The organism is Methanobacterium veterum (assembly GCF_000745485.1).
GTDB lineage: Archaea > Methanobacteriota > Methanobacteria > Methanobacteriales > Methanobacteriaceae > Methanobacterium_D > Methanobacterium_D veterum.
The window spans coordinates 341,585-366,886 of the sequence record NZ_JQJK01000009.1 but is presented as its reverse complement, the minus strand read 5'-3'; the positions used below and the strand labels follow the sequence as shown (position 1 = coordinate 366,886).

The window sequence follows — 25,302 nt, the reverse complement described above, 5'->3', positions numbered from 1 at the left end:
TTCTATGGATAGAAACACCGCAATTGTGTTAATAGTGCTAATTATTGCCATAGTAATCATAGTAGCCATCTTTGCATGGATATGGATGTACACACCTTATATGGGAGGCCATCACGGTTACTATGGCAACAATACAGGTCATGGTATGATGCATGGATACTGATTTTTCACGTGCAGAATAACTAATAAACTTTATGTAATAAATTTTATAAATTTAATATTACATAATGAGTAATGATGTAGATGAAATCTCAAATTAGAATTTCAAACCATATAAATGAGGTGATAATATGGCAAAAGTCCCAAAAAATGAAGAAACAATGATAAAGTGCATCTGTAATGCATGCCCCACATATAATGAATGCATGCAGAGCGGAAAATTAGGAGTATTTTGCTCCGCAGGTGATGAAATAAGATGTTTTGAAAATGAACAAGGGTGTAACTGCCAGGACTGTACAGTTTCATCAGATTTTGATTTCTCAACTGTTTACCACTGCAAAGATGGATCAGCCGACAGGCAAATGGAATCCAGATCAAGATAACTTACCTAATTTATTTTTTTATTTGAAAATAAACTGCGGATCTATTTTAAAAATTATTGATATTATAATGTAAAAACGTGATTTAAATGAAAATTAAAGGTATTGTAGTTTCAGGAACAAAAAAAGGCGCATATTTTATGTCGCAATCAATTTACAGGGATCAATTTGAAGATAAACTTCATTTCAGGCCATTCGTTGGTACTTTAAATGTTCATGTTGAAGATAATGATTCACAAAAGGTTGAAAAACTTTTAGAAAGTGATATTCCCGAAATAAAAGGTGAAAAAACTTTTGGTGATGTTAAATTTAAAAAAGCAACTCTAAATGATGAAGTTGAAGGAGCAGTAATTTTTCCAGAAAAAACTCATCATTCAAAAGATGTTGTTGAGTTTATAGCTCCCCAAAATCTTAAAGAAAGGTTCCATATTAGCGATGGAAGTTCCGTAACTATAAATATTCCAGATTAAGTTCTAAAAAATTGGTTATATCCTGCTAATTTCAGCATGCTCCCCTTAGCTAACATAATACTTGCCATATTTACAGCATCGAGATTTTGAATTCCTTTTTCAATAAGGGGGAGTTCAATATTGCCCGTTGCATCTGAAACATTTTGATACTGCCCTCGCCCTACAAGATTATCTTCATATATAGCAAAAAAAGCTAAAAACAATACAAATAATGCCATAATAATTCCAACAATGGCTAATTTTACAATCTTCCTCATGCGTTTCACCCGGAACATGACATAATGAATTTTATTATTCTATTATAGGCCATTATTACTTATAACTGCTTGCCAGAATTGCATGAACCCATATTTGTTATTATAGTGAATGACCAAATATTTTTGACTAAATTTTATAAGAAATTTTGTTAATATGCCCATGGTTTAAATATATATTTAAATTCTAAAATTGAGCGTTTAAAAAGTTACATCATTCACTATAATTAAACCTCTAGTTTTTAAAATCAGTTTAAGTAAGGTTATATTTCTTCAAAAAAAGAATTGGAGTTAAAATTAAGACTTGCTAATAATTTTTGACTCAATTTTATCCACAATTTTTGATATTCTAACTGAAATCTCTGATTCAGGCTCTTTAATTACAACAGGAGTCCCAATATCCGAAGCAGACGCTGTTTCCACATCCAAAGGCAGTCTCCCCAGGAAAGGAATGTCCATTTCTTCAGCCAGTTTAGCACCCGTACCTTTACCAAATATTAAAATTTCATTTTCACAGTGGGGGCAGATGAAACCAGACATATTCTCAATAACTCCAATAATTGGAATATTTAGATTTTTAACTAAATTAACACCCTTGGTTACATCTTCCTGAACTACAGATTGAGGTGTGGTAACTAAAACGACTCCATCTAATGGAACAGTCTGTAAAACAGTTAAAGGCTCATCTCCAGTGCCTGGAGGATTATCAATAATTAAAACATCTAAATCACCCCAGTTAACTTCTGCAAAAAATTGTTTTATTGCCCCTGTTTTTGCAGGACCTCTCCATATAACCGGAGTATCCTGTGAAGATAAAAAAAATCCTACAGACATGACCTTTATCCCTTCTTCGGTTTCAACAGGTGTTATACCCTCTTCACTGTAACCTAAATTTTTTCCTTCTACTCCCAACATCTTTGGAACATTTGGCCCATGTACATCTGCGTCCATAATACCTGTTTTATATCCTTTCTTGGCAAAGGCAGCAGCTAAGTTTACCGATACCGTGGATTTACCCACTCCTCCTTTTCCACTCATTACTGCAATTTTATGCTTGATCTTACTCATCCTTTTTATAATTTCAACTTCCTGTTCCATTACCGCTTTTTTACGCTCTTCTTCTTCAGAGCTCATTATTAATCCCCCAAAGTTCATTAAACACGATACAAAATACATATATTGTTAAATAGAAATTAAAAATTAAATTCTAAAAAAATGATGCTATTTTTTAGATTTTTTTAAAAATTTTGTAGATATCAAGTAATATTATCTCTTCAAAATTATTTATAATTTTGGCTTTAAGTGCTGAATACAGCTTTTCAATCCGTTAATTACATCATCTTTTCTAAATATCGCTTTCTTATTCTTTTCAATGCAATTTTAACGTTTAATGGATTATAGGTCTTGGTACTGGCTTAAAAACTAGCTTTGAAGAAGCTAATTTCTTTAAAGCTTTCTCAATCAGGAGCCCCTGGATAGAATATGGTTGTACACTGCACGATAAAAGGGCTTTGGATGCAGAAGGACCAACTTGGCTTGCAAGTACTACATCACAATCTGAGATTAAATCAACACTCTTTGCAAGTGCTTTATCATGATTTTCTAACAAGTTTGGATCATCTGAAGGTGGAATATTTTTACGCATTCCAATAAATTCAGAATCTCCATTTTTTTTAATTTCAAATATAAGGAAGTTTGGGGCCTGGCCAAAATACATGTCTATAGATTTCCCATTACTGCTTGCAATTGCAACTTTTAGTGACATGTATATCATCTCTTTTTAAATTCAATGGCTGATTTAGTTAAATTAAGCCAAATCAAGGATCGATATCTCATTAAATTGTGATGTTAAATTTTTAATTTATATAACGATCGTTATTATAGAGAACCGGATTTAAATACATAACTATTGTTATAACATGAGACATATCCATAACAGTTATAGATTAAAACTAAAAAATAATAGAATGTAGCCTACTCTAATACATTTAAACAGATTTTAGACTTACAGTACTCTTCTCCCCAATCACAGAGTAATTTTAAAATAGGTATAACGGATTTACCCTTTGCAGTAAGCGAGTATTCCACTTTTGGAGGCACTTCTGCATAGACCTTTCTGTTAACTAAATCATCCCTTTCCAATTCCCGGAGCTGTTTTGTAAGCATGCGCTGTGTTATAGCAGGTAATTCCCTGTTAATTTCGCTGAACCTTAACGTTTGATCCTTTAATGCCCATAAAATTAGTGGTTTCCATTTTCCACCTATTTCATCTATTGCTGCAGCTACTGGACAGCAGTACTTTTTATTTTCAGTCATCAGATCACACCAGTTACTTATTAAATCTTTATACAAAAATAATCTACGTATTTTGTTTATATTCCAATGGTACTTCTATTGATAGCCCGTATACAAAAATAATCCATGTATTTTGTTTATATCCCCATGGTATATTTATTGATAGTTGGTATACAAAAGTGTACTATATAACCATTTTGTCTATACCTAATTTAAATACAACTAGTGGGATTCATATATTATAGATAAATTAATTAAAAATTTCAGTTAAAAATAATTAAAAGAGTTATATAATCATTGTTTAACCAAATGTATCTAAAAATCAAATAATAAGAATTAAGGAGGAATTAAATAGTGTTTGATTCAACAAAAGCAGAAATTAAAATTTCAGGAATGAGTTGTGCCCACTGCGTAGCACGCGTTGAAAAATCTTTAAAAAATGTAGATGGAGTCAAAGAAGTTAAAATAGATCTAGAATCAGGGAAAGCCACCGTTAAATACAATCCTAAAAAAGTGGAACCTTCAAAGCTAGAAGAAGCTGTAAAAGAAGCAGGCTACGACGTGATTAATTAATCACTGAAACTTAGAAGATATAATAAATTTTAATGAGTTAAGAATTAAAAAAAAAGCTTTGATAAAACCTTAATTAGCAAATTTAAGATTTGTATCGCCAAAGCATTACTCATACCCCTTATTATTTTATTTTGGACTTTTTTTCTTTATTTAAATCATTATTAATTAAAAATATTAGAAAAAATTATTAATTAAGAAAAACAAAATTTAAATAGCATAATCATGATTAAGAGGTAAACAAATGGCAGAACAATCCAAAAAGAAAGCAGAGATTAAAGTTTCAGGAATGCACTGCGCTTCATGCGCTTTAAACGTTGAAAAGTCTCTAAAGAACCTTGAAGGAGTTGAAGAAGCCCAAGTAAACATTGGAACTGAAAAAGCCACTGTTGAATATGATCCTGAAAAGTTGAAGCTCGCTGAACTGGAGAATGCCATAGAAGATGCGGGTTATGGAGTGGCAAATGAACACGTTATTCTAAAAATTGGAGGAATGAGCTGCGTAATGTGCGTAAAAGCCATAGAAGAAGCTCTTGGAAAACTTGATGGGATCAGTGATGTTAATGTCAATTTAACCTCTGAAAAAGCTTATGTTACTTATAATTCTGAAATTACAACAGTTAAAGATATGAAAAATACAATTGAAGATCTTGGATACCAATATCTTGGCATTGAAGGAGAAAAAACAGAAGAACTTGAAGAAGAAGTAAGAGCTAAAGACCTTAAAGATAAAAGAAATCGGATAATTGTTGGTTTTGGATTTTCAATCCCTTTAATGGCTTTAATGTATCTAGATATTCCCCTTCCAATCCCAATGCCTTATTTCATGCTTATAGTTTCCATTCTTCCATTTATCTACGTGAGTTACCCCATATTCACAGCAGGCTTCCGTTCCCTCAAAAACAGGAACCTTGACATGGATGTTATGTATTCCATGGGAATTGGAGTAGCTTATGGATCAAGCCTCCTAGGCACTTTTAATATTATATTAACTCAACAATTTTTATTTTATGAAACTGCACTTATGCTGGCTGCATTCTTAGCTTTAGGAAGGTATTTAGAAGCTAGAGCAAAAGGACAGACATCAACTGCCATAAAAAAATTAATCGGACTGCAGGCAAAAACTGCCACTGTAATTCGCAGCGGTAATGAAATGGAAATTCCCATTGAAGATGTTCAAATGGGTGATACAGTAGTTGTTAAGCCTGGTGAAAAGATCCCTGCAGATGGAGAAGTTGTAAGCGGTGAAAGTTATGTAGATGAATCTGCAATTACTGGAGAGCCAATTCCTGCGTTTAAAAACGCAGGGAAATCTGTTGTTGGAGGTACCATTAACCAGAACGGAATATTAAGGTTCAAAGCTCTAAAAATAGGGAAAGATACAGTATTATCCCAGATTATAAAACTTGTAGAAAATGCTCAGGGATCAAGGCCGCCTGTTCAAAGAATTGCAGATAAAGCTGTAAGTTATTTCATCCCAACTGTTTTAACTATAGCAATTGCAGCATTTTTATTCTGGTACTTCTTATCAGGAGCTACCCTTCTTTTCGCACTTACTGTGCTGATCTCCATTCTTGTTGTAGCATGTCCATGTGCACTTGGGCTTGCATCACCCACCGCCATAACTGTAGGTATTGGACGAGGAGCAGAGCTTGGGATCTTGATTAAAAATGGGGAAGCCCTCGAGATATCTGAAAAGCTTACCACCATAGTATTTGATAAAACAGGCACACTTACCAAAGGCAAGCCTGAGGTTACAGATATAGCCTCAATTGGAACTGATAACAGAGAATTATTAAAACTCGCCGCCAGTGTTGAAAAAAATTCACAGCACCCCCTTGCAGAAGCAGTGGTTAAAAAAGCACTGGAAAAAAATATAGAAATAGAAACAAGCCAGAATTTCGATACCTTTGGAGGAAAAGGAGTAAAAGCAGTGGTAGAAGGTAAAGAGATTATAATAGGAAATAGAGCCTTGTTTAAAGATAAGAATATTATAATATCAAACGGAACTGAAGAAAAACTATCTAAATTTGAAAATGAAGGCAAAACCGCGGTTTTAGTTGCTGCAGATAACTCATTATCCGGAGTAATCGCTATAGCTGATACATTAAAAGAAACCACCAAAGATGCAATTGGAAAGCTCAAAGAAATGGGCCTTAAAGTGGTCATGATAACGGGAGACAACAAACAAACAGCAGGCGCAATTGCAAAGCAGGTTGGAATTGAAAATGTAATTGCAGAAGTACTGCCTCAAGATAAATCTGAAGAGGTTAAGAGGCTTCAAGAAGCTGGTGAAGTTGTAGCCTTCGTTGGTGATGGTATTAACGATGCTCCTGCACTAACGCAGTCTGATGTCGGAATAGCTATAGGAAGTGGCACAGATGTAGCCATAGAAAGCGGTGAAATTGTCCTTATAAAAAACGACATCATGGATGCACTTGCTGGTATTCAGTTAAGTAAAAAAGTGATGGGAAGGATAAAGGAGAACTTGTTCTGGGCCTTTGCATACAACACAGTGCTTATTCCTGTTGCAGCAGGTGTGCTCTACCCATTCTTTGGAATTACATTCAGGCCAGAATTTGCAGGGCTTGCAATGGCACTTAGTTCAGTATCTGTTTTAACCCTTTCATTACTGCTAAAAGGGTATGTGCCTCCTGCAAAGAAAGATAAAGTAGAAATAACTTCCTGAAATTTTAAAAAAATCCAGTGTGTAAAATAATTGAACACGCTGTTTTTCTTCTATTTTTATAGTTAAAAAATAATATTAATTTCTTTGATCATATTAAAAAATTAATTTTAAAGTTAGTTTTTGAGTAGTCTGATTAAAAACTGTCAAATTGAGGTGAAAAAATGGCTTTAGATCCGGTATGCATGATGGAAGTGGATGAAAAATCTGCAAAAAATGTAAGCGAATATAAAGGGAAAAAATACTATTTCTGCGCTCCACTTTGTAAAAAAAAGTTTGAAGAAGAGCCCGAAAAGTACGCAAAGGAATGATTAAAAATTTATTTTACTTTAGCAAGCACAGTACACGGGGCACTATCAATTCCTTTAATCTGCCACGGGACAACAATTATACTTTCCAAATCTTCATTTTGGACATTGCTGAGCTTCATATCTTCAACTAAAAGTAAAGGTTCACCAAAATCCTTGCTCTTTTTAAATGCATTTACGTGCACTTCTTCCCCAGATTTTGGATTTTGATAGCTGGACATCGATACACAGTCTATACCAATACATCGGACATTTTTAAGGTTTTTTCTTATAAAGTAAATAACTTCTGGAGACATTCCTGGATTTTGAGTTAGATATTCCTCCGGATCATCGCTATGGAATTTTTCAAATCCGGTACGGAATAAAATGCAGTCTGCATCATTAAAATCCATTTTAGATATATCCCATATTTTTACAAGCTCATTTGGGCCTTTGGGAATATCCACAATTAAAGGATTATTAAAAACCAGTTCATCAGGCTGGTACTCAGAGATTATTTTACCACCTTCTACAAAATGACCCGGAGCATCCACATGTGTTCCAGAATGGTTTTCAACATTTATCAAGTACGTATTATAACCTTTCCCATCTATAATTTGATTATTATGAACCATTTCTGGCTCTTTTAAACCTATATGAACAGGAGAAGTTTCTTCCAGCGCGTAAGATAGTGTTATATATCCCATATTTTTCATCTCCTTAATTTATATCCTGAATCTAAAAATTTTAAGTCAATCTATAATTTAAATAATCCACTTAATTTTTAATTTACAAGTATTGTAATTATGAGTTTCTCTTTAGTTCCGTTTTATATTTTAAAATATCACCAATATAATTTTTGGCATCATCATTACTAAATAATTTTTGAGTTATTTAAGAATATAGGTCACTAATTAGACACCATTATGTTTATTATGAATTTTAAATATTCATATTCATAATTAAACCGCACAAAACTCGATTTTTCCAAATTAGTAAATAATAAATTTTAATAAAAATATATAATTTATTAATAAATTATAGGAGCGTGAAATTCATGGCAATGTTTATGGTACATATGACCCATCCTGCAGAGACATGTTACTTATTTAATGAGGAAAATAAGAAAAAACTTAAGGAGCTTTCAAGTAAAAAAGAAGAAATAGCTCAAAAGCATGAAATTAAAGTTATATCTGCAGTGTATCCCCCATTGGAACATGAAATATTTTATGTAGTGGAAGCACCATCTTTCAAGAATGTAGAAAGGTACATAAAAGACATGGGATTTGCATTCTATAACAAAGTCAAAATAAGACATGTTAAAAATATGGAAGAGTCTTTAACCCGATTATAAAGGTAAAACTTTATTTAATTCTATTTTTTTATAAAAAATCATTAACAGATAATCAGTTTCAAGTTTTGATTTCTATTTTTAGAAGGTCTACTATTTAATAAACATTAAGCTTTTAATCCTTTATCGAGGGACATGTGGGGAATTAATCCATCGATTAGGAATGGATCTACTTCAAACTTTTACGACTTATGACATACTCCAAGGATCATAATCCTTGAGGGTGTAGATTCAGGTTAACTATCAGATCATTGTATAATGATCACCATAATTATCCTGCAATATAACAATCGTTATAATCCCATATAAATTTTAACATTGCATGAAAATCCAAAATCCAAACAGTTAAACGTCGCTACAACAAAGAAAAGAAAAATGAAGAAGGTGAAAACATGTCCCTATTAAACGATCTAAAAAAGAAAGCCGAAAAAGAAATTGAAAAACAAGCTAAAGGCGATTTAGGCAAAAAAGCAAAGATTGGAATGGAAAAACACGCCAAAAAAGGCATTGAAAAACAGGCAAAAAAAGAAATTAAGAAGATATTTAAAATTTAAAGAAATTAAATAAGATTTACCTGAATTCACTCATTTTTTATTAATTATTCATTAAGTTAATCTATTAATTACAAATATAACTTTAATCGACAAGTATCATAAAAATCTTTTATTTACAATATAAGCTAATTACACACTTCATTATTTAAAAACACATATTAATTATCTTATTTTGAATATTTAAGCTATTAAAATAGCATATACATCCTAAATCACTATTTAAAATCTTTTTATCCAATTAGGAGTTGTTATGATTAAATGGTAATATTTATATAAGTTAATATCTAGACCCTTGTAGTATCATATTATCATAATTTAGCAAATACTATTAAAATATAAATTTTGGTTTTATAATTCATGAAATAGCCGTATTTTCTAAATTTAGCTGATAATTTTAAAATTATATCTATATTTTCAATAAGGGTGTGTAAATCTTGATAAAAAGGATCATATTACTATTAATCGCATTATTTATATCATTAACAATTTGTGGATCAGCCACTGCGGCTAATAGCACTGAAATTATTAGTATTTCCACTAATGGTAGTATATCCAATGGTTATAGTTCAGAAGCAGCAGTAAGTGCCGATGGAAGATATATTACATTTTCTTCATATGCAGATAACCTTGTAGCTGGAGATAATAATAGTTGTAGTGATATATTCGTGCGTGACCGGGTTTTAAATACTACAAAAAGAATTAGTATCTCAAATTCAGGAGAAGAAAGTAATGGAGATAGCTATGGCCCTTCCATAAGTAGTGACGGTCGTTATGTAGCATATACATCTTATGCAACTAATTTGGTGGCAAGTGATAATAATGGATACTCAGATGTTTTTGTATACGACTGTTTAATGAATATTACACAACGTGTTAGTATTTCAAATAATGGCAATGAAGGGAATGGAGACAGTTATGACCCATCCATAAGTGCAGACGGTAGTTATATTGCTTTTTCATCCAGCGCAAGTAACCTTGTAACGGATGATACCAATGGTTGTAATGATGTTTTTGTTTACAACAAAATTTCAAATACAATTAAAAGAATAAGTGTTTCAAATACCGGCGAAGAAGGAAATGGAGATAGTTCTGAACCATCTATAAGTGCCAATGGTAATTTTATTGCATTTACTTCATATGCAGATAATCTAGTTAATAATAACATTAACGGCTGTTCTGATGTATTTGTTTATAATCAAACATTTAACACAATTAAAAGAATAAGTATATCCAGTAAAGGTGCCGAAGGATATGGAAGTAGCTATGGATCATCTATTAGCGCAGATGGTAACTCAATTGCTTTTGTTTCATATGCAGATAATCTTGTAACTGGAGATAACAATGATAGAAGTGATGTTTTCGTTTATGATCTAAATTCAGGTACAACAGAACGCATAAGTGTCTTAAATTCAGGTGAAGAGATCCAAGATTATAGTTATAGTCCTTCGATCAGCGGCGATGGGCGTTATGTAGCATTTATAGTAGGTAAATTACGTGTAAGTGTTGCTCTATCTAACACTAACTTGGACAATTATTATCCTTACGGCATAGTAGTTATAAGAGATAGAACTCTAAAAACTACTGAAGAAGTTAGCATATCCAATTTATATGAAATAGCAAATAGTAACTGCGAAAGCCCATCAATAAGCGCGGATGGAAGTTGTATAGCTTTCAGTTCATACGCAGATAACCTCGTTCCTGTTGATAATAACTGTTATCATATTTTCGTTCGTGATACAAATAATCACTTACAACTTCTTTCTGGCTCACTTAATCTTAATATTGTGAAATCTGGAGACATAATCACTATAAAAGCTTATTCAGGAGATGTAACAAATATAACTGCTTTAATATTTAATAATAAATTGAATCTTATAAAACAGCCAGACAATACGTGGATCCTTAACTACACTATTCCACAAGTTCAAGATGGAACTTATTCTGTTTTACTAACTGCAACAGATGCAGAAGGGAACACCAAAAATCTCTCACTTGACTTTACTGTTGATAACACGCCACCAACGAGTTTAGGTACAATCACACCAAATTTAGTGAGATCTGGAAATGCTATTATTATAAATGTGTCTTCTGACTCAGATACAAAAAGTATAGTAGCTTCAATTGCAGGTAGTAAAAATTTAAGTATGTATAAAGAAGAGGATGGTATCTGGCGGCTTTATTACACAATCCCATCTCTTTCATCCGGTAATTACACAGCCATATTAACTGCGACAGATAATGTTGGAAATCAAGGAATCGCTGTACTTAATTTTACAGTTGACAATACACCTCCAACTATCAATGCAACTATTTCTCCTGATTCTTTCCAATTAATAAACAATTGTTTACCCCTTGATAATACAACAATAACCATAAAAGCCTCTTCCGATCTAGATACAAAGAACATCACCGTCAATAACAGATATAACATGATACAACAACAAGACGGCACATGGATATTTACCTGTTCTTTCCAAGATCTTTTTGATCAAATACATTCCGGTCAGTATTCTATTTCATTATCAGCTACTGATTCTCTAGGTAATCTTGGAGTTAAAAAACTTAATTTAGAACTGATTAATATTAACCCTACAATAAATGTCAGTGCATCTCCCTATGCAGTTAAACCTGGTGATTACGTATTAATAAGCGTTTCATCAAGTCTTGAACCAAAAGAGATATGGGGCTATTTTGTTGGTTATAGTGACTATGACCAAGGATGGGTTAGTTACAAAGAAGAAATTCCTAACCTAACAAAACAAGAAGATGGAATCTGGACAACTTCTTATAAGGTTCCAAATATTACAAATGGCCTTTGTAATATTCTACTGACTTTATATTATGGTAATGGGATCACTCCATATGGTTTTACTGCAGGCATTGTTCAAAATGTTTATGCTAAATTTAGAGTAGACAGTACTCCTCCTCGAATATCACCGTTCACTGATCCTTCCATCATAAAATCAGGAGATATTCTCAAAATAAGAGTATATTCATACATAAGTCGATTAGAATATTGGACATGGGGTGATGATACTGCAAGTGTCAATGCCAATTTATTCAATAAAACATTGAATATGACAAAAATGTGGTTTGATGGATACGAAAGCCTTTGGGAAGTCGATTATACTGTTCCCAATTTACCTGATGGAAATTACACTATATTTTTCACTGCAACAGATGAAGTTGGAAACCCATCAAACGCATCAACTAACTTCACTGTAGATAACACACCGCCAGTAATGACTGCTACAATTACTCCAAATAAAGTTAAATCTATCGATTTTCAAGGAGATAGATTGTTAACAATTAGTGCAAATTCTTCTCCAGATACAAAAGAAGTTTATGCCCGTATCCTAGGTTCATGGACACCCCTAACCTATGAAAATGGTAAATGGACTTTAACTTTTAGTGTTGCACCACTAATGGATGTTGGTAATTATAAAATATCATTGCAGGCAATTGATTATGCAGGGAATATAGAAACAACTTCAGTTTACTTCACTGTTTATAATAACCTTATAAATCAGCCCGGAGATTCCGGACAAAATAACGGAACTACCTCTGGTGAATCAGGGCAAGGCGGATCTGGTAGTGGAAGTTCTTCTGGCTCAAGTGGATCAGGAGCCTCCAGTGGATCTAATAATGGAGGATCATCTGAAAGTGGATCTTCCAGTTCAGGAAGTTCATCCGGAGATTCTTCAGGAGGAAGCGGATCAGGAGGATCATCTGGCGGTTCAGGCGGATCTGGTGGGGGAAGTGGAGATGGAGGTTCCGACGGACCATCATACCCCGACTATCTTCCATATTTACTGTTAGCTATAGGTATCATAATGGTTATTGTAGCTCTAATGTTAATACTTGGAATATTTGGATTTTTACTGGATTTATTACTCTACATGATCTTAGACATTTTATTCGCAGATGTGCCAGAGATTTTAGGAATTACATTTGAATTTTTGGATACAATAACAGGCATAACTTCTATTTCAGGTTTTTCTCTAAATTCAATTGCAATGGCAATGAGCTTTATAACTGCAGATATATTTGGAATAGTAGCAAGTATATTTCTAGTATTTTTAGCATATTTTGTATCTATTGGAGTTCTTGGAGGATTATTTGGACTGTTTATAGCATTAATTGGGTTTTGGCTTATGATTACCACGTTTATAGGATTTATTAATAGTTGGAAACAAAATAAATTATAGGTGCAATTAAATGACATGGATGGACAAGCATAATACTGAAAAAGCTGATGAGTTCAGACTTAATAAGTCACTCAAAAGCCTTGAAAATGAAAATGTTACTGGTTTGAAGGAGGTAATAATCTCCATGGAAAATGCAAGTGATTCTAATCTTTATGAAGACTTGAAAAATGCATTTAATTCACAAAACCAGTTTTATCCAAGAGAAAAAAGAATGAACTATGAAAATATGCCTGAAAATAGCGTCTACTCAATTGCACATGAAAATTTAGACTTTGCAATCCCCAAGTTCGGTTATATGATGCGCTTTTACTATATCTGTTTAATATATCGAATTATTGGATTTAGATACTTCATGACCGTCAAAAGAGAATTCAGTGAAGAAGATATACAAAATATCTACTTAAGTGAATTAGATGAGCGTCTTATTTTTGGTCTTGATCAGTTTGATGAAGTGTCCAATTGGCCTCAACCTTCTGCAGAATTTTTCCAAAAACTTAAAAAAGTTAAATGGGAGGACAAAAACACTAAAAAATTCGCCAAAAAATTGAAATATCTAAAAATAAGGATATTATACACCCATTTTGGACTTGCAAAATATCACGATCTTTCATCTATGGAAGAAATGTTTATAAAATTAATGGCAGGATGTAGCGCTGTAAACGATAATAGAGATGAAATAACCAAAGAAGATATTGTTATTGGATACAAAACTTATCTAAAACTTTTGAATACAGATGTAACCAAATATAAAGCAAGAAATATGGGAGAATTTAGTAAAGAAAATGAAAATAACGGTTATTTAGTCTGTGAAAAATGTAATAGTTACTATAAACTCCAACCTGGCGAATCGCCAGAAGATTTCGACCGATGCCAGTGCGGAGGAGAATTGAAATACTATGAAAATATCAATGATTTTGAAAACGAATGAAAATATAAATATTAATGGTTGATTCAATGAGTTACCTACTCTGCGACAAATGCAATGGATACTATGAACTCCAGGAAGGAGAATTACCAGAGAAGTTTTCAGATAAATGTGAATGCGGCGGAACCCTCAAACACGTAGTGTTTGGGGCACCGAAAAATCAAGATTTTTCGAGTGAATTGAATTATTATACTAATTTCACTTCCGAAGGTGTCTTTATCAATCAATCCCAAAACCCTGCACCTTCGAAAAACTTGTTTTACTATCTATTTTCCTATAAACTGGATCCCAAATTAGAATTAAGGTTATACGGCATAATTATGATTGCTATTGCCTGTGTAGAACTAGCATTCAGCTTATTCATTTTATTTTACACCCAAGGAAAATTTTTCATGTTCATTATATCCATATTTATGGGCCTAATTCTTCTCCCATTAGGAATTAAATCGTTCTTCACTGTTAATAAAAAAATATACTGGATTTATGCGGCTGCAGCAGGCCTACTATTCTTCCAGTACTGGATTTTAAATGATATGATAAAATCACCAGAATTAGGGAGCTTGGTCTTTATTCTTCTTATGGGATATTTTGCAGGAAAAGCAATTGAAAAGAAGTAATGAATTTTAACCTGTAACATATGCAATATATTTTAAATACACTAAAAAATTTAAAGAAATTAAATCTTAAACAACTTCATTTTTCATTATTTCCCGCAAAACAGCCGTTGCATAGCATCCTTTTGGAATTGAAAACTCTACAAGAACTCCTTCATCAGTGGCCTTAGCAGAGGCATCCCATATTTTAAATCTAATCGCACGCCTCAGCCCATGACTTCCAAGCTTAGGCATTTTAGGGACTTTAAATTCTTCTAAAGTAACTCCTTCCCCATCTATAACTTTCTGTTCCATTTCACCAAGTTCTCCACCGGCAAGTGGGACTTTACTTCCAAAAAGGGGAGCTGTAGGGTGAACTTCAAAGTTTTCAATTCTCTCGTCGATGTCATCACCAAATTCATGGACTAGATGCTCCTCATTATCAATGATTATGTCACCTTCAACATACTTATCTATTCCAAGTTTAGCTCTCTCACTTACTGCTTTATTAAATAAAAAGGATTGATAAGCGTGGACAAACATTCTCCGTAATGGTTTTGGAAGGCTTGATATAGCGCGCCTGTAAGCATGTTCATCTAAAGAATCAATATCTTCGATATTTTTCTTTTTCATTTCCTTTAAAAGGGTTTTAAGCATCATTTTTTCATATCTCATGCTTCCAGGCATTTCTTCAAGTGATTCTTCCCATTTTCCCTCGTCATAAAGCTGTCTTGGTTTTTTAATATGCTCCCTCTCCTCATCATAAGGGTTTCCAATATAACAATCAACTGCTTTTTTTAAATCATTTTCAAGCAATGCTTTTCCAACAAGATGAGTATTGGATCTCTTTTTACCGAACCTCTGCCAGCCGTAGTAATTAGGAACACCTGTTTTTGAGAGTTCTGTCATTATTTCAGTTGCTAATTGGCTATCTTTTTCTGGATCTTCTGTATCTCTTATAAGAAGCCTGAATTTATTCCCTACAAGCTGTCCAATCCTTAATTTTTTCTCGTTTTTCATTATCTTGAGTATGTCAACTTTATACAGCTTGTCTCTTAATTTTTCAATGTCTTCAACTTCTGAGTTTGAAACACACAGCCACTGTCTTGTGACTGCCCGTTTATCTTTCATCCCTGCAAAGCCCATTCTTTTCCGGTCTACGTGCAGTTCACGTGCGACATCCAGCACAACCTCAAGTGTATCTCTTCCAACTTTTTCAATGAAAAACCATGTGTTATCTCCTATTCCACTTGGTTCAGATTCAGGTATTTCTTCAACGTAAAAATCTTCATATCTTGTTCTAATTTTTCCGCCAATTCCTTTTTGACGGGTGATATAAGTTTCCGCATTAAGCATTAGTTTTTTCTCCGGATTATTTTTAAAAGTGTAAAAATAAGTATTCTATTACTGTATGTTCTCACATTCATATAAATAAAAATAATTCATTGTAATTTAAAAAAATAATTCAGTTATTTAAATCTCACCGGCGGTCCACCAAACGCTTTGGCCTTCCCCTGATCTTATAAAATTCAAGGCCTTCGGGACCAGTAAAATTAAAGACTACATTAAATGTACCATCTGAATATGCCTGCCGAATACCCGGCTTAAATTTAAAGAAACTTTTAATAAAATTTTCACTGATCATGTCTTCATCGCAGTTTGCAGGGTCATTACATTCTATGCTAACTCTTAGTGTAGTTTCCATTTCATCCCCATACAGAAACGCTTCATATTCTCCTGTTAGATATTCCATATTGTCTCGCTGGAATACTCCCTGTTCTATATCAACTTTATTAAATGGGTTTCCACCTACCCAAACAGTTTCTGCCTCACGCTGAGGATTTAAAATTCGCATATGAGTTCTACCACATTTACATTTTTCCCTGCTTAAAACTACAGTGGTGTCTTCTGTATCATAGTTCAAAAGAAGTGTTCCTGTCTTTTGACCAACAGGTAAAAGAGTTGTTAAAACTATTCTACCGCATTCACCGTCATTTACAAAGTCTTTAAGCTGGGGATTATAAACATCAAGATGTACAAGATCCTCAGGCACATGCATGCCTGCTTTTACATAACATTCCCCACACATAGTCCCCTCAGTACTTCCATAAGTATTATAGACAGGTACGTCCCATATTTCTTCCAGATATGCCCGTGATTCTTCTGCAAAGCTTTCTCCACCAGCAACCAAATGTTTGATGCTTGACTCCTGAGGTAGGATTCCTTCTGCTTCCATTCGTTTTGCAAGACGCAGAAGCTTGAATATACTTCCCACTATACCTGTAGGCTGATAATTTTTTATTATACGAACTGGAAATGTGCATTTACCTTCAGGGATAATTGCCATCCCTATTTTTTGAGCCGCTAGCGTCATAGTGTTAGCCCCTACGTTCATTCCATAGGCTGCGCAGACCACTACACGATCTCCCCTGCCAAAATGTTGAGATACAAACGATCGAGCATATTTTTCAGCATACCTATTCCAGTCATCCCATGTAAGAAAAAAAGATTTAGGTATGCCGCTGGTTCCGCTCGTTTCATGAATTGTATATATATCATCCCAATCCATACATTTGAATTCAAAGTTCTCTGTCTCTGGAGGCTGTCTTTCTCTTAACGTTTTACTGGTTATTATAGGCAGTTCTCTTAAATCTTCATGGGATTTAATGTCCGATGTGTTTATTCTGTTTTCTTTAAACCATTTTCGGTAAAAAGGAGAGTTTTTATATGCATATTCAACTGTATATTTAATACGTTCTTCAACAAGGGTATCAATGTCATCTCGACTCATTGTTTCCATTTTCTCATTGAAATAACTCATAAAAATCCCCCTATTTAGCGTTTCTTAAATTATTTTTGCAAAAATGCTAATACACAGTGGATTTAACCATGTATTTAATAAATTCTTAAACAGGAATATCAAACATCTTCTTTTATGTTTTGAGATTGATACAAAAAATTCCACTATTTTTAAATTATATTAATATATGTCAAAATTAACTTATTAATCTAAGGATTAATAAGATTTAAACAAGCTTAAAATAGCAAGATATATTAAGTTTTGAGATATTAATAAACCAGAATAAACGATATATAGTATATTACAACTTATTTTGTCCAGATTGCATTTTAAAAATATTCCATTATTATTTTATGTTTTAAAAACCATAGATTATAATACATTTTAATTAAGTATTAATAAGAAATTTTAGGTGTTTAAAAAAAATTATGACTTAAGATGAGCGAATCATGAAAAATTCTATTTGTGTGTAACCATGAATGAAAATAATCCCTCCTCAGAAGAGATGGATATTTATAAACCTTCTCCTGAAGAAGTATATTCTAAACTGGATACATCACCCCGCGGCATAAGCGAAAATGAAGCCCAATTAAGGCTTAAAAAATATGGCCCAAATCAAATTGAAGAAGTCAAGAAAAAACCGTTGATATTTAAACTTTTAGAGAACTTTTACAATATTCTTGCCCTTCTTTTATGGGCTGCGAGCATATTAGCTTTTATTTCTGGAACTCCCCAATTAGGATTTGCAATTATTGGCGTAATTATAATAAACGCTATTTTCAGCTTCTGGCAGGAATATCAGGCAGAAAAAGCAACAGAAGCCCTCAAAAAAATCCTTCCATCAACTGCAAAGGTAATAAGAGAAGGTAAAGAAAGGGAAATAGTTGCAGCAGGACTGGTACCTGGTGATATAATCGTACTTGATGAAGGAGACAATATTTCAGCAGATTCAAGGATTGTAGAGGCATCCCAATTTAAGGTGGATAATTCTACACTCACAGGAGAATCACGGCCTATACGTAAAACGCCTGATGGGATGAACGGTGAAGATCATGCCTTTATTGAGATGCATAACCTTATTTTTGCAGGTACCAGCGTGACATCTGGCTCTGGAAAAGCAGTGGTTTTTTCAACAGGCAGAAACACGGAGTTCAGCAAAATAGCGTCTCTTACCCAAACTGTGAAAGAAGTACAGAGCCCACTGCAGATAGAAATAAACAAAGTGGCACGTTTAATAGCAATTATAGCAATTTTAATGGGCATTACATTATTTGGTGTTAATATACTTGTTTTAAATCTCCCCTTAACCATTGCGTTTCTTTTTGCCATAGGTTTAACTGTTGCAAATGTTCCGGAAGGTCTTCTTCCTACTGTAACCCTTGCACTTGCTGCAGCCGCTAGAAAAATGGTCAGTAAAAATGCACTCATAAAGCGTCTTTCCAGCGTCGAAACCCTGGGTTCTACAACCATAATATGTACAGATAAAACAGGGACACTTACTAAAAACGAGATGACCGTCCGTAAAATCTGGATACCTGATGAATTAATTGACGTAACAGGTGCAGGATATACACCTAAAGGTAAATTCCTGCATAAAGGTAATGAAATATCTTATGATGAAATGAAAGAGCTTAAACTACTTATGAGGACAGCCGCATTTTGCAACGATGCCAAATTAATTAAACCCCACAGTGAAGGTAAAAAATGGAAAATATTAGGGGATCCTACAGAAGCATCACTACTTGTTGCAGCATGCAAAAGCGGGTTTAATCCGAAGGAAGAGATAAAAAGAATTCCACGGATAATTGAACTCCCATTTGATTCTGTACGGAAATCAATGAGTTCTATACATCAAAAAGAGGACAAAAAGGTTGCATATATTAAAGGGGCCCCTAAAAAGATAATTTCTTTAAGTAATCAAATTTCTGAGGATGGAAAAATTAGGCCTCTTTTCCCAGAAGAAAAAGAAAATATAATCAAAATACATGACGAACTTGCAGAAGAAGGCCTTAGAATACTTGCAATAGCATATAAAAATTTACCCAATGATTTCAATGATTACAGGCCGGAAACTGTTGAAAAAGACATGATATTTCTTGGCATGATGGCAATGCAGGATCCTCCACGTCCAGAAGTCTATAAAGCTGTCAAGCAATGTCATGGTGCTGGAATACGAATTATAATGATAACTGGGGACTATGGACTTACAGCACGAGCTATAGGCGAAGAAATTGGCATCATAAGCGGTGATTGCCAGGTGGTAAAGGGAAAAGAGATCAGTGAGATGTCAGACGAGCAAATTGTACAGCTTCTCAGTTCTGGATGTGATGTGATATTTGCAAGGGCTGTTCCAGAGCATAAAATGAGGATTGCATCCATACTTGAAGAAGAGGATGAAATTGTAGCAATGACTGGTGACGGTGTAAATGATGCACCAGCACTTAGAAAAGCAGATATAGGGGTTGCAATGGGAATAACTGGTACTGATGTAGCTAAAGAAGCTTCAGACATGATTTTAACTGACGATAATTTTGCGACAATTGTATCTGCCATAAAAGAAGGCAGGACCATCTATGAAAATATAAGGAAATTTATAACCTATATTTTCTCCCATGAAACTGCTGAAATCATACCGTTTGTACTTACAGCCATGTTTGCTATCCCTCTTCCCATTACAGTGATGCAGATACTTGCAATAGATTTAGGTACAGATACCCTTCCAGCAATAGCATTAGGAAGAGGGCCTCCCGAGTCGGATGTAATGAAAAGGCCGCCACGGCCAAGAAAAGAGAGACTTTTGAATTTACCTGTAGTGCTTAGAGGATATATCTTCCTTGGATTAATTGAAGCAGTACTTGTGATGTCTGGATATTTCTGGGTGCTCTACGGCGGCGGATGGCATTTTGGACAACCTCTCCCATTTTCAGACCCATTATACATTAAAGCCACCACAATTGTCTTTGTTGGTATTGTAATGGGCCAGATAGGAAACCTTTTAACAATTCAAACTACACGAATGTCAGTATTTAAAATTGGAGTTTTTAAAAATAACTGGATAATAAGAGGAATTATATTTGAAGTCGCTATAGTGCTTGCAATCCTTTATATACCTCAACTGCAGGGCGTATTTGGAACTGCTCCACTTGGAATAATAGAATGGTTATATGTAATTACATTTATTCCAATTATGTTTTTTGCAGATGAATTAAGGAAATGTTTAATCAGACAGTTTAAATAATGGTTATTTTATAATTAAAGACATATCTGCTTTTTTAAATCTATAAATCTTCATTATCTGCAAATTTCCCAACAAGCCCAAAATATAATCAATGATCAAGTTTATATGCTCTGCTGGATATTATTAATACGATCCAAATGATTGGTCAACTGAGAAAAAAAGATTTTTATATAGTGCTTGAGCAGTTAGGCCTAATAATGATAGGCATTGGTGTGGTGACTTTAACACCAATAGTTGTTGCTTTAATCTACAACGAGCCGGATTATTTATCTTTTATAATCCCATCTGGATTTTCAATTTTAATAGGTTACATTCTTAGAAGATCTCTCAGGGGCAAAAATAGAAGAATGGGGCTTAAACATGCCATGATGATAGCTGCCCTTGCCTGGCTTTGGGCGGCACTAATTGGAAGCCTTATACTCATGAATACAACCCATATCAACTTTTTAAACGCTTATTTTGAAAGTATGTCCGCCTGGACTGGAAGCGGACTCAGTATCTTTACAAATGTGGAAATACTCCCCAGATCAGTTCTATTTTTAAGAAGCATCGAACAGTGGATTGGTGGTCTTGGTGTTGTAATTGTAGTTATTGGGATACTTATACGGCCTGGAACCGCTGCAGCAAGATTATATAAATCAGAGGCCAGAGAAGAAAAAATAAAACCAAGCATATTGGGAACTGTGAAAACCATATGGTGGATATACATTTTTTATACTGTTCTCGGAGTTATTTTATATGTTCTTGCAGGAATGTCAATTTTTGACGCTATAAACAATACATTCACTAACTTATCTACAGGCGGAATGTCTGTAAGAAACGATAATATTGGAGCATATAACAGCACCTTAATTTACATAATAACCATATTCTTAATGTTTGTAGGTGGAACAAGTTTCTTAATTCATTATAAAGCTTTAAAAGGCAAATTTTGGGACGTATTAAAAGATATACAGTTCAGGGCCATGGTACTTATAATTGCCATATTTTCAATACTTTTAATTCTAAATTCAACACTTGTACCTGTAGAATCTATTTTTAATGTGGTATCCGCAATTTCATGTACTGGTTCCAGCATATCCCCATTGAACACCATGATTGCATGGCTAGAATATATAAAACTGATACTCATTGCGTGTATGATAATAGGTGGAGCAGCAGGTTCAACAGCGGGTGCACTAAAAATAATAAGGGTAGTTACAGCATTAAAAGGAATCTATTGGGATATTTTAAAGGCAGTATCTCCCGAAGGGTCTGTTATACCTCGAAAAATATCTAATAAGTTAGTATCTGATGTAGAAATCAAAGAAGCCACATCATATGCATTTATTTATTTCATTTTTATATTTATAAGCTGGCTTGTCTTTGTAGCTTATGGCTATGATGCTCTAAACTCATTATACGAAATTGTCTCGGCACAGGGAAACGTCGGGCTTTCAATGGGCATTGCATCCCCAACAATGCCTCAAATTCCTCAAGCTTTCATGATATTTAATATGTGGATTGGAAGGCTTGAAATTATCCCAGTACTTGTTTTAATAAGAGCATCATTAGGTGCATTTAAAAGATTTTAAATGTTTAATTTTCACAAATTACAACAAATAATAAATTTTGAATCATAGCTTAATTTAGTTCAAGTATACAATTGTACAGCATATCTCCAAAAATATATAACAATAATTCTCAAATAGTTACTTTAGCATTTAAATTTCATTTTAAATAAACATAAAAATGTTAAAAAATGCATTATTCTAAACAATGATTAAATTTATATGCTTCGCTGAAAATCTATAATACGATACAAATGATTGGTCAACTGAGAAAAAAAGACTTTTTTGTAATATTAGAGCAATTAGGCTTAATAATGATTGGTATTGGCGTAGTGACTTTAACGCCGTTAATTGTTTCATTGATCTACAATGAATCAAATTATCTGTCTTTTATAATTCCATCAGGATTCTCAATCCTGGTAGGGTATGCTCTCAGGAGATCTCTTCGAGACAAAAATGGACGCATGGGGCTTAAACATGGTATGATGATAGCTGCCCTTGCCTGGCTTTGGGCGGCACTAATTGGAAGCCTCATAATGATGCAAATCACCCATATTAATTTTTTAAATGCTTATTTTGAAAATATGTCCGCCTGGACGGGAGCTGGGATGACAATATTTGCAAATGTGGAAATACTCCCCAAATCAATTCTCTTTTTAAGAAGTATGGAACAGTGGATAGGTGGTTTAGGAGTCGTTATTGTTGTTATTGGAATACTCATAAGGCCAGGAACCGCTGCAGCAAGATTATACAAGTCTGAAGCCAGAGAAGAAAAAATAAAACCAAGTATTGTCAACACCGTAAAAACCATATGGTGGATCTATCTATTTTATACTGCAATTGGAATCGTTATGTTTATAATTGTAGGAATGCCCATTTTTGATGCTATAAACCAGACCATGACCGCTATAGCCACAGGGGGAATGTCTGTTAAAAACGACGGCATTGGCGCATATCACAGTAATGCCATCAACATAGTGGCCATGATTATAATGATCTTAGGTGCTACAAGCTTCTTGGTGCACTATAGAGCTTTAAAGGGCAATATAAAGTTCTTACTACGAGATATTCAATTCCAGGCGTTACTACTTCTTATATTTGTATTTTCTGTACTCATAATTTTAAATGGTCATCTCAGTTCTATGGATGCTGTTTTCAATGCAGTATCTGCCATAACAACTACCGGTTTTAATATTCAACCCACAAATACTATGGTAATGTGGCCACAATATGTTAAAATAATGCTTATATGTTTAATGCTCATTGGAGGTTCAGCAGGTTCTACTGTAGGTGCTATAAAGCTTATAAGAATAATTACGATTTTAAAAGGAGTTTACTGGGAAATTGTTAAGATAGTTGCCCCTGCAGGATCCGTTATACCTCGAAAAATATCTGGAAAGCCACTGGCAGATGCAGAAATTAAAGAATCAGGATACTTCATAATAATTTACCTCATTTTTATATTTATAACATGGACTGTGCTTGTACAGTACGGATACGATGCTTTAAATTCTTTATTTGAGGTTAGTTCAATTCAGGGGTGTGTTGGACTCTCAATGGGCATAGTATCCGCAACAATGCCTCAAATTCCTCAAGCTTTCATGATATTTGATATGTGGATTGGAAGGCTTGAAATAATACCAGTGCTCGTGCTGTTAAGGGCAGTAATAGCCACAGTTAAAAAATTTTAAATTAATTTGGACATTTTCAGGAGACTATTAAAGTCTAAATTTTTCTATAATTAAATACATGAAATAAAATTTGATAGCCACTCATTGTAAATAATACATAACATATAATAATTAATAGGACGATGCTAGAAAATCCAAAGATCAAAAATGGAAAGATGAACTACAGCTCAAATAATAATTGTCTGCACCAATATCTTCATAATCGTCGTTTAATAGAGTATCCACTGCATGCATGGGCCACATACAAATAATCAAAGTGCATGTTATAAGTTCAGTATTACTCCAATTAAAAAATTAATAAGAGGTATTACAATACCATATATCTCCAATTTATTTATTAAGCATATTTTAGACATATACACTTATTTCATGCCCACTTTTGTAAAAAAAAGATTTGTAGACCCTAAATTTCACCTGCCGGAAGATATCGGAAGATAAAGTTTATATATAACATTGGTCAAATTACATGAATCGGTATAAAAAAAATTAGTAAACCGTTGCATAGCCAGTATAAACTTAAAGTAAAGTTTATTGACTATATTTATGTAGAATAACATTTTATTTCAAACTTATAATCGTTTTAAGTATTTATTTAAACGATTTAAACTATAATTATTGATAAGGTGTATTTATGTATGTAGTAATAATGGGCGGAGGAAGAGTAGGTCTTAACTTGGCCTCAAAACTAATTGAAAATGGTAACGATGTTACTATAATCGAAAAAAGTGAAGAATTATGTAATAATGCTGCGACGGAACTAGATGCACTGGTTATCTGCGGTAATGGTACCAATAAAAAGATTCTCGAAGAAGCCAATATTGGTGATGCAGATGTTTTTGTTGCAGCTACAGGTAATGACGACGCTAATTTGTTATCAAGTATTCTTGTAAGGGATTATAACATAGAAAAAATTATAGCAAGGGTAAGCGATATATCACATGAGGAAGCATTTCAAAAAGTTGGTATCAATTTTGTTGTAAGTCCTGAACTTACTGCAGCGAGTTACCTTGAGAAAGTGATAACAAGACCCAATATAGCCGATCTAATCGTGCTTGGAAAGGGAAATGCAGAAATGATAAACATTACCGTGAAAAACAAAAAGGTAATTGGTAAAGAAATCAGAGAAGTGAGTCCCACAGATGATTATATAATTGCCGCAGTTCATAATAACGGCAACATAATTATTCCAAAGGAAAATATGGTTTTAAGCGAAAATAACCTTATTTCCGTACTTGTTAAGGCGAATGCCGTCAAAAAAGTTACGCAGATGTTCACAACCTAGGTCGTGATT

The 25,302-nt window shown here is 33.6% G+C and carries 22 protein-coding genes; 15 read left to right on the top strand and 7 right to left on the bottom strand.

The features are described 5' to 3' along the window. The first annotated feature begins 4 nt into the window (after nt 1-4). The 3 genes from EJ01_RS17155 to EJ01_RS05035 all read left to right on the top strand — a co-directional run bounded on the left by EJ01_RS17155 (nt 5) and on the right by EJ01_RS05035 (nt 1,009). Nucleotides 5-163, top strand: a complete 159-nt coding sequence (locus tag EJ01_RS17155) for a hypothetical protein (RefSeq protein ID WP_157197599.1) — start codon at nt 5-7, stop codon at nt 161-163. A gap of 127 nt (nt 164-290) precedes the next feature. Beyond that, nucleotides 291-542: a DUF2769 domain-containing protein gene (locus EJ01_RS05040; RefSeq protein ID WP_048081608.1), complete on the top strand. Its 252-nt coding sequence runs from the start codon at nt 291-293 to the stop codon at nt 540-542. Between the two features lie 86 nt (nt 543-628). Further along, nucleotides 629-1,009, top strand: a complete 381-nt coding sequence (locus tag EJ01_RS05035) for a DUF120 domain-containing protein (RefSeq protein ID WP_048081609.1) — start codon at nt 629-631, stop codon at nt 1,007-1,009. On the opposite strand, the gene EJ01_RS05030 is transcribed toward EJ01_RS05035, so the two are convergent. The 4 genes from EJ01_RS05030 to EJ01_RS05015 form a co-directional block, all read right to left on the bottom strand. After that, nucleotides 1,006-1,266 (bottom strand): hypothetical protein, encoded by a 261-nt coding sequence (locus EJ01_RS05030; RefSeq protein ID WP_048081610.1) that lies wholly within the window; start codon nt 1,264-1,266, stop codon nt 1,006-1,008. The two genes, EJ01_RS05035 and EJ01_RS05030, sit on opposite strands and share 4 nt — an antisense overlap. Before the next feature lie 294 nt (nt 1,267-1,560). Continuing rightward, nucleotides 1,561-2,397, bottom strand: coding sequence for an Mrp/NBP35 family ATP-binding protein (locus EJ01_RS05025; protein WP_084689145.1), 837 nt, complete (start codon nt 2,395-2,397; stop codon nt 1,561-1,563). A 253-nt stretch (nt 2,398-2,650) separates the two neighbouring features. Beyond that, entirely contained in the window at nt 2,651-3,028 is a 378-nt protein-coding gene (locus tag EJ01_RS05020) for a NifB/NifX family molybdenum-iron cluster-binding protein (protein WP_048081612.1), read from the bottom strand. Between the two features lie 209 nt (nt 3,029-3,237). Further along, nucleotides 3,238-3,579: a winged helix-turn-helix transcriptional regulator gene (locus EJ01_RS05015; RefSeq protein WP_157197600.1), complete on the bottom strand. Its 342-nt coding sequence runs from the start codon at nt 3,577-3,579 to the stop codon at nt 3,238-3,240. Nucleotides 3,580-3,912: 333 nt separating this feature from the next. Between EJ01_RS05015 and EJ01_RS05010 the strand changes: the two genes are divergently transcribed. The 3 genes from EJ01_RS05010 (at nt 3,913) to EJ01_RS16905 (ending at nt 7,125) form a co-directional block, all read left to right on the top strand. Further along, entirely contained in the window at nt 3,913-4,131 is a 219-nt protein-coding gene (locus EJ01_RS05010; RefSeq protein ID WP_245611152.1) for a heavy-metal-associated domain-containing protein, read from the top strand. Between the two features lie 241 nt (nt 4,132-4,372). Beyond that, a complete protein-coding gene (locus tag EJ01_RS05005) occupies nt 4,373-6,817 on the top strand; it encodes a heavy metal translocating P-type ATPase (RefSeq protein WP_048081613.1) in 2,445 nt (814 codons plus the stop codon). Between the two features lie 161 nt (nt 6,818-6,978). Beyond that, nucleotides 6,979-7,125, top strand: coding sequence for a YHS domain-containing protein (locus tag EJ01_RS16905; protein ID WP_084689144.1), 147 nt, complete (start codon nt 6,979-6,981; stop codon nt 7,123-7,125). A gap of 8 nt (nt 7,126-7,133) precedes the next feature. Here EJ01_RS16905 and EJ01_RS05000 read toward each other — a convergent pair whose 3' ends face one another. Beyond that, nucleotides 7,134-7,808, bottom strand: a complete 675-nt coding sequence (locus tag EJ01_RS05000; RefSeq protein ID WP_048081614.1) for a cyclase family protein — start codon at nt 7,806-7,808, stop codon at nt 7,134-7,136. A 350-nt stretch (nt 7,809-8,158) separates the two neighbouring features. Between EJ01_RS05000 and EJ01_RS04995 the strand changes: the two genes are divergently transcribed. From EJ01_RS04995 to EJ01_RS17145, 5 genes are all read left to right on the top strand, one after another. Beyond that, the gene (locus EJ01_RS04995; protein WP_048081615.1) at nt 8,159-8,455 is read left to right on the top strand and encodes a hypothetical protein; all 297 of its coding nucleotides are present in this window, start codon (nt 8,159-8,161) and stop codon (nt 8,453-8,455) included. A gap of 389 nt (nt 8,456-8,844) precedes the next feature. Continuing rightward, on the top strand, nt 8,845-9,006 hold the full coding sequence (locus EJ01_RS17150; protein WP_157197601.1) for a hypothetical protein: 162 nt from the start codon (nt 8,845-8,847) through the stop codon (nt 9,004-9,006). Nucleotides 9,007-9,440: 434 nt separating this feature from the next. Beyond that, nucleotides 9,441-13,214 carry an Ig-like domain-containing protein gene (locus EJ01_RS16375; protein ID WP_052375859.1) on the top strand — a complete coding sequence of 1,258 codons (3,774 nt, stop codon included), beginning with the start codon at nt 9,441-9,443 and terminating at the stop codon, nt 13,212-13,214. Between the two features lie 10 nt (nt 13,215-13,224). Next, nucleotides 13,225-14,142, top strand: coding sequence for a hypothetical protein (locus tag EJ01_RS16370; RefSeq protein ID WP_052375857.1), 918 nt, complete (start codon nt 13,225-13,227; stop codon nt 14,140-14,142). Nucleotides 14,143-14,168: 26 nt separating this feature from the next. Beyond that, nucleotides 14,169-14,756 (top strand): hypothetical protein, encoded by a 588-nt coding sequence (locus EJ01_RS17145; RefSeq protein WP_052375855.1) that lies wholly within the window; start codon nt 14,169-14,171, stop codon nt 14,754-14,756. Between the two features lie 66 nt (nt 14,757-14,822). On the opposite strand, the gene truD is transcribed toward EJ01_RS17145, so the two are convergent. Both truD and ftsA read right to left on the bottom strand, forming a co-directional pair. Continuing rightward, a complete protein-coding gene (gene truD, locus EJ01_RS04975) occupies nt 14,823-16,088 on the bottom strand; it encodes a tRNA pseudouridine(13) synthase TruD (protein ID WP_048081616.1) in 1,266 nt (421 codons plus the stop codon). Between the two features lie 124 nt (nt 16,089-16,212). After that, entirely contained in the window at nt 16,213-17,553 is a 1,341-nt protein-coding gene (gene ftsA / locus EJ01_RS04970) for a coenzyme F390 synthetase (protein ID WP_048081617.1), read from the bottom strand. 454 nt (nt 17,554-18,007) lie between these two features. Here ftsA and EJ01_RS04965 point away from each other — a divergent pair, with 454 nt between their 5' ends. From EJ01_RS04965 to EJ01_RS04945, 4 genes are all read left to right on the top strand, one after another. After that, the gene (locus EJ01_RS04965; RefSeq protein ID WP_331275696.1) at nt 18,008-20,770 is read left to right on the top strand and encodes a cation-translocating P-type ATPase; all 2,763 of its coding nucleotides are present in this window, start codon (nt 18,008-18,010) and stop codon (nt 20,768-20,770) included. A gap of 137 nt (nt 20,771-20,907) precedes the next feature. Then, nucleotides 20,908-22,344, top strand: a complete 1,437-nt coding sequence (locus EJ01_RS04960; RefSeq protein ID WP_048081618.1) for a TrkH family potassium uptake protein — start codon at nt 20,908-20,910, stop codon at nt 22,342-22,344. Nucleotides 22,345-22,574: 230 nt separating this feature from the next. Further along, on the top strand, nt 22,575-24,011 hold the full coding sequence (locus EJ01_RS04955) for a TrkH family potassium uptake protein (RefSeq protein WP_048081619.1): 1,437 nt from the start codon (nt 22,575-22,577) through the stop codon (nt 24,009-24,011). 631 nt (nt 24,012-24,642) lie between these two features. Then, entirely contained in the window at nt 24,643-25,293 is a 651-nt protein-coding gene (locus tag EJ01_RS04945; RefSeq protein WP_048081621.1) for a potassium channel family protein, read from the top strand. Nucleotides 25,294-25,302 lie beyond the last annotated feature (9 nt).